This window comes from Actinoplanes sp. ATCC 53533, assembly GCF_003947245.1.
This window is the reverse complement of sequence record NZ_QHHV01000178.1, coordinates 24,634-34,384: the sequence shown is the minus strand read 5'-3', so window position 1 is coordinate 34,384 and position 9,751 is coordinate 24,634. Positions and strand designations below refer to the sequence as shown.

Genomic DNA, 9,751 nt, shown 5'->3' with positions numbered 1-9,751 from the left:
GCTTCGCGAACTCGACGATGTCTTGAACGGCGTCCGGCACCCGTTCATGCTGTGGCGCGACAAAATCGGCACCGATCGGCCCGGCATTGTCCCGCCCGATCCAGACCGCCTCTTGCCGGAACCGGCCAGCGTGCTGCGTGAAGCCGGGCTGACGCCGCATCAGCTCGCCGTGCATGGTCAGGATCGCCGCTACTTCGATATTGTCGGAGAGCCGCAGGGCGGCTTCCATGGCGCGGACGTTGCCGATGACGGTATGGGCGTTCGACTTGTCGCTCTGGCCGAGCTCGGCGAGCGCCAGCTGCCGGGCGCTGGTCGTGAGGTTTTCGATCTGTGAGCTGGACGAGCTCTCAGTAGCCCTGGTCGGTCGGTGTCCACGACTGAGTCTCGTAGGTCGCGGCCGGGACGGGGACGGCGTCCTGTGCGGCAGGCTCGTGTGTAACCACGCTCCTATCTTACTTACACTTCTTGGAGAAAGTGTAAGTAAGGGCGATGGTAGGTGCGCTTGCCGCTGGCCACGACGTTTCCGGCGTGATCGTAGGCCTGTCCTCAGCTGATGGAGCTCGGGCTCAGGATGATCACCGTGAATCTCTGGGATTACCATCGAATCATGCTGGTCGGTGCGCACGAGGTCGAGATGTTCGAGGGGGCCAGGGCGCGGTTGGAGGCGATCGCATACCGCCTGCTCGGGTCCGCGAGCGATGCCGAGGACGTGGTGCAAGACACGTTCCTGCGCTGGCAGTCCGCCGACCGGGAGCTCATCGAGACGCCCGAGGCGTGGCTGACCAAGGTGCTCACCAACATCTGCCTCAACCGGCTCACCTCGGCGCGGGCCAAGCGGGAGACCTATGTGGGCCAGTGGCTACCCGAGCCGGTCTTCGCCGGGGACCGGATGCTCGGTCCGGCCGAGACCGCAGAGCAGCGTGAATCGGTCTCGATCGCGATGCTCACGCTGATGGAGCGGCTCTCGGCCAGGGAACGCGTCGTGTACGTGCTGCGCGAGGCGTTCGGTTACTCGCACGGCGAGATCGCCGAGGTGCTCGACCTCACCGAGCCGAACTGCCAGCAGATCTACCGGCGTGCCAAGCAGCACCTGGCCGCCGGCCGGCGCCGGGTGGAGGTCGACGCGGCCGCGGCACGCATGATCGTCGAGGAGTTCCTCGCCGCGGCGTTCAGCGGCAAAACCGAGGCACTCGTACGGATGCTGACCGACGACGCGATCCACGTGGGAGACGGTGGCGGCGTGCTCTTCTCGCTGCCGTTGCCGATCACCGGTGCGCTGCGGGTGGCGAGGTTCCTGCGCGGGCTGTTCGAACCCAGCGCGGCCAAGTGGCAGATGATCGGCGGTCGACCCGTCCTGTTCGCCGCGGTCGCCAACGGCGTACCCGCGCTGGTGCTGATGGTCGGAGAGCGGGTCGCCACCGTCGTCTCGCTGGACGTGACCGATGACGGCATCGCGGCCATCCACACCCAGGCGAACCCCGCCAAGCTCGAACGCGCGACCCGCCAGTGGGCCGCCTCCGAACACGGGGAACCGCTCATCGACAACTGGTGACCTGGATCACTGCTCGCTGCTGTCAGGTTTCGTGCCGCTGTCCGGTTCAGGAAGCGACACCAACCAGACAGGAGCAAAACCATGAAGCACCAGATCGTCGTTCTCGGGGCCGGATACGCCGGAGCCAACGCCGCAGCGCGCCTGGCCAAGCGGCTGCACCCGGCCGACACCGAGATCACCATCGTCAACGCCGATCCCGAGTTCGTGGAGCGCGTCCGCATGCACCAGCTCGCGACCGGTCAGGACCTGAAGCCGCGCCCGCTGACCGACGTCTTCGCGGGCTCCGGCGTGCGGGTGCGGCTGGCGCGGGTCACTGCCGTTGACGCCGACCGCAAGACCGTCGGCATCGTCGACGACGACGGCGCCGCCGAGATCGCCTACGACACGCTCGTCTACGCCCTGGGCAGCGCCGTCGCCGACTGCGGAGTTCCCTGCGTCGCCGAGCACGCCCACAACATCGCCGGCAAGCAGTCCGCGCTGCGGCTGCGTGCGCGTCTGGCCGATCTCGCCCCGGGCGCGGTCGTGCTCGTCGTCGGTGGTGGCCTCACCGGCATCGAAGCCGTCACCGAGATCGCCGAGGCCCGACCGGACCTGGCGGTCTCTCTCGCCGCCCGCGGCGGCCTCGGCGACTGGCTGAGCGAGAAGGCCCGGGGCCACCTGCGCACGGCATTCGACCGGCTCGGCATCACCGTGCACGAGCACACCGACATCGCGGGTGTCGAGCCGGCGGGCGCGGTCACCGCCGACGGCCGCGCGATCCCGGCCCAGGTGACCGTCTGGACGGCCGGCTTCGCCGTCCATCCCATCGCTGCGGCCACGACCCTGCGGGTTTCCGCGACAGGGCAGATCGTCGTCGACGACACGATGCGGTCGGTCTCGCACGCGGACGTCTACGCCGTGGGTGATGCCGCGCTCGCGTCGGGCGCGAACGGCACACCACTGCGGATGTCCTGCGCCTCGGGAGTCCCCACGGCCTACCTGGCGGCCGACGCCATCGCCGCACGCCTGACCGGACGCCAGCTCCCCCAGAACAAGATCGGCTACCTCGGTCAGTGCGTCAGCCTCGGCCGCCGCGACGCCATCGTGCAGTGGGTGACCCCGGACGACCAGACCAAACCGTCGGCGACCACCGGCAAGATGGCCGCACGCATCAAGGAGATGATCTGCAGGTCCGCAGCCTGGAGCATCTCCCACCCGACATCGATGCTCCCGAGCCGTCGCCGGCACACCATCCGCACCGAAGACTCCTTCGCGACCACCCCGTGACGGTGGTCGATGCGATGGGGCTCGGGGCATGGCGACCAGCCTGCGTCGGTTCTCCGCCGCCGTCAGCGTCGGTAGGTGCGCTTGCCGCTGGTCACGACGTTTCCGGCGTGATCGTAGGCCCGCAGCTGCACGGTGAACTTCTTCCCGTACTTCTTCGGGTTGAGCTTGAAGCTGTAGCCGGCCTTCTTGTCGGTGGCGGCCACCTTGCCGTTGACGAGAAGCTGCACCCGATTGACGCCGAGACTGTCCGTGGCGGTGGCGGAGATGGTCACCGTCTTGCGGAGCTTGGCGTTGTTCTTCGGCGCGCTCTTGAAACCTACCGATGGCTTTTGGTTGTCGATGTAGAGCGGGCGCTGCAGCACCGTCGTGTTGCCCGCCTTGTCGCGGGCCTGGAACGTGATCGTGTGTCGCTTGCTGCTCCAGGTCCGGCTGGTCAGCCGCACCGTCCAGGGCGCGGCGGTGGCCGTGGCGGACGGGCCGCCGGCGATCTGGACGCGCAGGTTCGCCAGGCCGCTGGCGTCGCGGACCGTGGTGACGCCGGCGGTGACGGTGGTGCCGCGTACGTAGGTGCCGGGGGTGACGGTGATGGTGGGCCGGTCGTTGTCGACCACCACGCGCCGGGTCGTCTCGGTGGTGTTGCCCAGGGAGTCGTGGACTCGGACGGTCATCGTGGCCGCTCCGTTCGGCGCGGTCGGGCTCCAGCGCAGCGCGGCGCCGCCCGGGCCGGCCTGCTCGGTGTCGGCGAGCTTGCCGTTGATCAGCAACTCGGCCTCGGTGACGCCGCTGGGGTCGCTCGCGTCGACGCGGATCTCGGCGCCGGCCTTGAGGTAGCCGTCGCTGAACGGGAACCGTACCCGGGTGGTCGGGCCGGTCTTGTCCGCCGCGGTGCGGTCCTTGTCGTACAGGGTGACGGTGCCCGCGCCGGAGCGCTTGATCGTGACCAGTTGAGCCGGCGTGGGTACGCCGTTGGTGTCCACACCGGACAGCAGGTACGAGCCGGGCGGCAGCAGGTTGGCGTTGGCCGGCAGCTTGGCGTTCACGGTCTTGCCGCTCTGGCCGAACGACAGTGACACGCGGCGCTGGTCGGTGCTGTAGGAGTGCGTCACGCTGGCGGCCCGGATCAGCGACATCGAGGCCAGCCGCCGGTTGTCGGAGAGCCCGAGCGCGACCGTCCCGCCGTAGGTCAGCGAGCCGCCGATGCTGGTGATCTGCGGCCGGTCGGCCCAGCGCACCCGCCCGTCCGCGCCCTTGGTGAACAGGTACGGCGGGTAGTAGATCTCGGCGTTGAAGTTGTCCTCCGGCCCCGGCAGGCCACCGGCCGCGGTCAGCACCGAGCCGCTGGGCAGCAGCAGCGAGGTGGAGTGGTAGGTGCGGATCCGCTTCGCCGTGGCGCCGTTCCGCCACTTGCCCGTGCCCGGGTTCCAGATCTCCGAGGTGTATATGGAGTTGGCCGCGCCCGCCTGCGTGCCGACCCGGGTGCCGCCGTTGGCGAACACCTCGCCGTTGGGCAGCACCGTCAGGTTGAGCCAGTTGCGGGCGTACCGCATCGGGGTGGTCTCGGCGACCGCCGGCCTCGCGCCGTTGATGTCGACGACCGCGGCCCGGCTGGTGGCGACCTGATCGGTCCCGTTGAAGTACTGGCCGCCGCCGGCGAAGAGCAGCTTGCCGGCCGCGTACATCACCGAGGAGCCGGACACGCCGATCGGCGTGGGCAGACCGCCCAGCGCGGTGACCTTGCCGGGGCCGGCCGGGTCGAGCTTCCACATCTGGTCATACGAGACGCCGAAGACCTGGCCGTCCGGCGCCACGTAGGCCCGCGGATACCACCAGCGGTTGTCCCGCGCGCCGAAGGCGACCGTGCTGGTCGCGCCGGTGAGCTGGGTCCAGGCGCCGGTGCCGGTGCCGATCTCCGGCGTGGTGGCCACGGTCGAGTTGTCGTCCGGTTTGAGGTACGCGTTGAAGTTGTAGTAGTTGCCGCCGCCGAGGACCAGCACCCGATCGTCGGGCAGCCGCAGCACCGAGGCGTACCACCGCTGCCGGGCCAGTTGGGCGCCCATCGCCTGACGACCGGTCGCCGGGTCGTAGAGCATGGTCGCGGAAGCGGAGTTGCCGCCCACCATCAGCAGCCGGCCGTCGGGCAGTTGTTCCAGGGCGTTGCAGAAGCTGTCGTACTGGTGCATGGACGCCGCCTGCCGGTGCGCGTCGGAGCCGACGCCCAGCGCCGGGTCCCAGTCGTCGTAGGAGAGTCCGCCCTGCTTCGCGACGCCCACCGGCGACCCGTAGCTCACCACGTGCCCGTTGGGCAACAGTGCCATGTGGATGCCCACCAACGGCCACCCCGCCTGGGACGAATACATCCCGGTGACATCGGCGGTCGCGGCCGGGGCGATCTTGCCGAGGAAGGGCTCCGCGGGCTGGTTCAGCGTCTTCGGGCTGGATCCGACGACCAACTGGCCGGACTCCGCCGCCAGGGCATGCCCCGCCGTGGCGGCATGATCCATTGCGGAGGGATGTGCCGCGGACCGGGCGGCGCCCGCGGACAGCGCCGCTTCCCCGGCGACGACGACGGCCGCGACCGCGGCTCCCCCCACCAGCCGGCGCCAGTGGCGCGACCACCCATGAACCATTTCAGCTCCGCTCCGCGCGGCACGTTTCGCCGGGTCACGGCGCCGTCCGACGCAGGTAGTGTGGTTGCTTGATCTCCGGCGAGCTCGTCTTGCGACGGTGCCGATTTGTTGATCTTGAGACTACCTCGTCGACCGCTCATTGATCGACAGTGGTGGCTTGGTCGTTGCCGGGCGAAAGTAGCCCCGGCAGTGGTCCGGTGGCATGCTTGTCGTCGGGAAGCAGCCGGAGGTGCGCGGTGAGTAGATCACCCCAGCGGGATGGGGCCGGTGACGGCCCTACCGCCGTGCGGATACTCGTGGGTGCGTATCTCCGGCGGCTGCGCGAGGAGCGCGGCCTGACCAGAGCCGAAGCCGGCGACCCGATCCGCGCCTCGGAGTCGAAGATCAGCCGGATGGAGCTGGGCCGGGTCGGATTCAAGGAGCGCGACGTCCTTGATCTGCTGTCGCTCTACGGCGTGCACGACGATCAGGAGCGCGCGAGTTTGCTGGCGCGCGTTCGGGAGGCGAACGCGCCGGGTTGGTGGCATTCCTACAGCGACGTCACGCCGAACTGGTTCCAGCGGTATCTCGGCCTGGAAGCGACGGCGACGCTGATCCGCACCTACGAGGTGCAGTTCATCCCGGGACTGCTGCAAACCGAGGAATACGCCCGGGCGGTCGTGCCGCTCGGTCCCGGTGTCGCGCAGCAGGACGAGATCGCGCGCCGCGTACGGCTGCGACTGCAGCGGCAGCAGGTGCTCTCCCGCCCGGATCCGCCGAAACTGTGGGCGGTCGTCGACGAGGCGGCGCTGCGGCGCCCGGTCGGCGGCCCGCGGGTGATGCGTGACCAGCTCGAGTCGCTGATCGCCATCGTCACGAAGATGCCGAACGTGCGGCTGCAGGTGCTGCCGCTCGCCGCCGGCGGGCATGCCGCGGTCGGCGGCTCCTTCACCATCCTGCGTTTCCCGCAGCAGGACCTGCCGGATCTGGTCTATCTGGAGCAGCTCACCAGCGCCCTCTACCTGGACAGCCGCGAGGACATCGACTTCTACTTCGACGCGGTGAACCGCCTCTTCGTCGAGGCGACGCCGCTGCGGGACACCGTGCGGATCCTGGAGCGGATCGTCGATGACCTCGATGAGGCACCCCGTTGATCAGATGTATTCTGGCCGTCCTCCACAGTGGACGGCGGCAGCCGGAAGGGCATTGCTCATGACCGAGACAAACCTGTCCAACGACGGACAGGCGCCGAAGATCGACAGCACCGTTCCGCAGACGGCCCGGGTCTGGAACTACTGGCTCGGCGGCAAGGACAACTACGCCGTCGACCGCGACCTCGGCGACCAGATCGCGAAGCAGTATCCGATCATCGTCGACATCGCCCGCGGCGACCGCGCCGTTCTCAACCGGGCCGTGCGCTTCCTGGCCGGCGAGGCCGGCGTCCAGCAGTTCCTCGACATCGGTACGGGGCTGCCCACCACCAACAACACTCACGAGGTGGCCCAGGAGGTCGCCCCGGAGTCCCGGATCGTCTACGTGGACTACGACCCACTCGTGCTGGTGCACGCCCGCGCCCTGCTGACCAGCGGTCCCGACGGCGCCACCGACTACATCGACGCGGACCTGCGCGACACGGAGACGATCCTGCGAGAGGCGGGGCGCACCCTCGACTTCACCAAGCCGGTCGTGCTCATGCTCTCCGGGATCCTCGCCCACCTGCCGACCGCCGAGGAGGCCCGAGCCATCGTCCGGCGGATCATGGCCGAGCTGGCTCCCGGCAGCTACCTGGTGGTGGTGGACGGCACCAACACCAACCCGGAGCTGAACGAGGTCATGAAGATCTGGAACGCGACGGCCAACCCGCCGTACGCGATGCGCAGCCCCGAAGAGATCGCCAGCTACTTCGACGATCTCGAGCTGGTCGAGCCCGGACTGGTCGACGTCACCCGGTGGCGGCTCGAGCCCGGCGACACCGCCCCGCTGCACAACCTCGTCGGCGTCGCCCGCAAGCCCGCCTGACCGAGCCGGAGATCCCGCCGGCCCCCGAGGGCTCCACGGATCGCCGACCGCCCGGCTCTGCGCCGAAGACGCGCCTTCCGAGTGCTTTGCTCTAAATGAGACGGGTTGTCTCGTCCTCGGCCGGTGGTCGCGGGGCCGGCAGGGTCAACGGGCGGGTGTCGTCGGCGGCCTCGTCGGCCGGGCGTTCGATGCTGGTCACCGTCGCCGCCGCACGTTCCGGATTCGAGCGGGGCGTCTCCTCGCCCGGCTGCTCGGCGGGCGTCGTCAGCCGGGTCGTCGGGTCTTCGCCCGGGTCTGGGCGCTCGGCGGCGACGATCGACATCGCCTTGGTGCTCTCCGGGATCTCCTGACTCGTCTCGGCCTCACGGTGCGCGACCGGGACCGTGGTGGCCTCACCCGGAGTGGGGAAAGTCAGCAACTGGGTGCGGTCGCCGGGCGGCTCGACAGTGCCGCCCCGGATCACCTGCGTCTGCTCGCCACGGTCCGGCCCGCCGGCGGCCCGGCCGTCCGCCTTGGGCAGCGTGAGCACCTGAGTCCGGTCCTCCGGGTCCTCGCCCACCGACAGCCCGGCGTCAGCCGAGGTCGCGGCATTTGCGCCGGCACCGGCATCAGCGGCCTGCGGCCCAGCCCCGGCGGGAAGAACCAACCGGGTGGTCTCGTCCCCGGTCACAACCCCGGCGGCCCCGCCCCGGCTCGCATCGCCCGCGACCACGTCCCGCGTCGTGTCTTCCTCGGCGGCTGGCGGCGTGGCTGCGGCGGCGGTCATCGACCGGACCGTGTCGTCCGAGGCTACGTTCCGCGTGGCCTCGCCGTCCGCGGAGTCCGCCCCCGGGAAGGGCCGGATCATCGCCGCGAAGTCCTCGGTCCGGCGATCGTCCGAATCGGCTGCCCGGCCGGCCGGCGTAACGAGCTGCGTCGGCTCATCGCGCCCGGCGAAGGGCGCCGGACTGGTGGGCGCCGGACTGGTGGGCGCGGGACTGGTGGGCGCGGGACTGGTAGGCGCAGGACTCGCCGCCGGAGGACGGCCAAGCTGCATCACCGTCGTCCTCTCCTCGCCGTCCTCGTCGAATGCCGCCCGCGGCTCGTCGAATGCCGCCCGCGGCTCGTTGAACGCCGCCCGCGGCCGTCCCAGCGGCACTGCGATCGTCGGGTCATCGGCCTGGCGCCCGGGCCCCACGATCTGCGTCGTGTCCGCCGACGGCGCTCCGAAGCCGGGGACGAACTCCGCGGCCCGCCGCTGCTGCGGGATGACCGTCGTTCGTTCCGACGCCATCGGCGTGCCCGCCACCCGCGCCGCCCCGCGCGCCCGCCCGATCGTGCCGATCAGCAGGATCTCCGGCGGCTCGAAGGCGCGCCAGCGCCGCGCGCTCAGCGCCGTGCCCAGCAGCGGCACCGCCAGCAGCACCGCCAGGCCGTAGCCGGGCGTGCTCAGGTCGAAGCCGCCCTTGGCGACGTTCGCCGGCCACACCCCGGCGTATGACTCCGGGGCGAGCCGGGCCCAGGCGCCGACGCCGGTGAAGGCGAGCCCGGCCAGCAGCGGCCCGAGCGGGGAGATCGGGGAGAAGAGCAGGATCGCGTACGCGGCACCGGCCAGCACGAGCAGCAGGACGCCGGTGAGCGACTCGATGCCCCCGTCGTCGCGGGCCCGTCCGGTCAGGTCCTGGTCGAAGCCGACCCCGCAGAGGGTCCAGACCGCGGGGGCCAGCACGAGGGCATAGAGGATCGACCGTAGATGGCGCACGCTCCGGACCGTACCCGCCTGCGGCAACGCGGCGGAAGTAACGTATCGGCCATGAGTGACCATCCCGTGGGACGGCCGACCTCGCACTCGCGGGTCACCCTGAGCCGGATCATGAACGCGACCGACGTCAACCTGTACGGCACGGTGCACGGCGGCGTGCTGATGAAGTTCGTCGACGACGTGGCCGGTGCGGCCGCCGCCCGGCACAGCGGCGGCACGGCCGTCACCGCCGCCATCGACGAGATCGTGTTCGTGGAGCCGGTGCGCGTCGGGGACCTCGTGCACGCGTACGCGCAGGTGAACTGGACCGGCAGCACCTCGATGGAGGTCGGCGTGAAGCTGACCGGTGAGCGCTGGGACACCGCCGGCGGCGACCCGCTCACCGTGGCCACCGCGTACCTGGTCTTCGTCGCCGTCGATGTCTCGGGCCATCCCCGGGCGGTGCCGCCGGTGCTGCCGGAATCGCCGGAGGACGAGCGGCGCTTCCGGGAGGCGATCATCCGCCGCGAGCACCGGCTGGCCCGCCGCAAGGCGATCCAGGACGCGAGGTCCGCCCCGGTTGAATGA

8 protein-coding genes are annotated in these 9,751 nt (G+C 70.4%); 6 read left to right on the top strand and 2 right to left on the bottom strand.

What is annotated here, in order from left to right; all coding sequences use genetic code 11:
- The 3 genes from DMB66_RS61785 to DMB66_RS44250 form a co-directional block, all read left to right on the top strand.
- On the top strand, positions 1-334 hold a 334-nt coding region (locus tag DMB66_RS61785), incomplete at its 5' end, for a hypothetical protein (protein ID WP_158647566.1).
- 273 nt (positions 335-607) lie between these two features.
- Positions 608-1,552, top strand: a complete 945-nt coding sequence (gene sigJ / locus DMB66_RS44255; protein WP_125810119.1) for an RNA polymerase sigma factor SigJ — start codon at positions 608-610, stop codon at positions 1,550-1,552.
- 81 nt (positions 1,553-1,633) lie between these two features.
- Entirely contained in the window at positions 1,634-2,818 is a 1,185-nt protein-coding gene (locus tag DMB66_RS44250; protein WP_125810118.1) for an NAD(P)/FAD-dependent oxidoreductase, read from the top strand.
- Between the two features lie 62 nt (positions 2,819-2,880).
- On the opposite strand, the gene DMB66_RS44245 is transcribed toward DMB66_RS44250, so the two are convergent.
- Entirely contained in the window at positions 2,881-5,445 is a 2,565-nt protein-coding gene (locus DMB66_RS44245) for an Ig-like domain-containing protein (RefSeq protein ID WP_125810117.1), read from the bottom strand.
- A gap of 236 nt (positions 5,446-5,681) precedes the next feature.
- Between DMB66_RS44245 and DMB66_RS44240 the strand changes: the two genes are divergently transcribed.
- Together DMB66_RS44240 and DMB66_RS44235 are read left to right on the top strand one after the other, a co-directional pair.
- On the top strand, positions 5,682-6,578 hold the full coding sequence (locus tag DMB66_RS44240) for a helix-turn-helix domain-containing protein (RefSeq protein ID WP_370320429.1): 897 nt from the start codon (positions 5,682-5,684) through the stop codon (positions 6,576-6,578).
- Between the two features lie 58 nt (positions 6,579-6,636).
- Positions 6,637-7,443, top strand: coding sequence for an SAM-dependent methyltransferase (locus DMB66_RS44235; RefSeq protein WP_125810116.1), 807 nt, complete (start codon positions 6,637-6,639; stop codon positions 7,441-7,443).
- A gap of 91 nt (positions 7,444-7,534) precedes the next feature.
- On the opposite strand, the gene DMB66_RS44230 is transcribed toward DMB66_RS44235, so the two are convergent.
- Positions 7,535-9,184, bottom strand: a complete 1,650-nt coding sequence (locus tag DMB66_RS44230) for a hypothetical protein (protein WP_125810115.1) — start codon at positions 9,182-9,184, stop codon at positions 7,535-7,537.
- A 51-nt stretch (positions 9,185-9,235) separates the two neighbouring features.
- Here DMB66_RS44230 and DMB66_RS44225 point away from each other — a divergent pair, with 51 nt between their 5' ends.
- Entirely contained in the window at positions 9,236-9,751 is a 516-nt protein-coding gene (locus DMB66_RS44225) for an acyl-CoA thioesterase (RefSeq protein ID WP_125810114.1), read from the top strand.

What these genes read in the sequence shown, in the direction of transcription:
- DMB66_RS44225 (WP_125810114.1), top strand. Translation starts at nt 9,236, where the DNA reads ATGAGTGACCATCCCGTGGGACGGCCGACCTCGCACTCGCGGGTCACC.
- DMB66_RS44250 (WP_125810118.1), top strand. Translation starts at nt 1,634, where the DNA reads ATGAAGCACCAGATCGTCGTTCTCGGGGCCGGATACGCCGGAGCCAAC.
- sigJ (WP_125810119.1), top strand. Translation starts at nt 608, where the DNA reads ATGCTGGTCGGTGCGCACGAGGTCGAGATGTTCGAGGGGGCCAGGGCG.
- DMB66_RS44235 (WP_125810116.1), top strand. Translation starts at nt 6,637, where the DNA reads ATGACCGAGACAAACCTGTCCAACGACGGACAGGCGCCGAAGATCGAC.
- DMB66_RS44245 (WP_125810117.1), bottom strand. Translation starts at nt 5,445, where the DNA reads ATGGTTCATGGGTGGTCGCGCCACTGGCGCCGGCTGGTGGGGGGAGCC.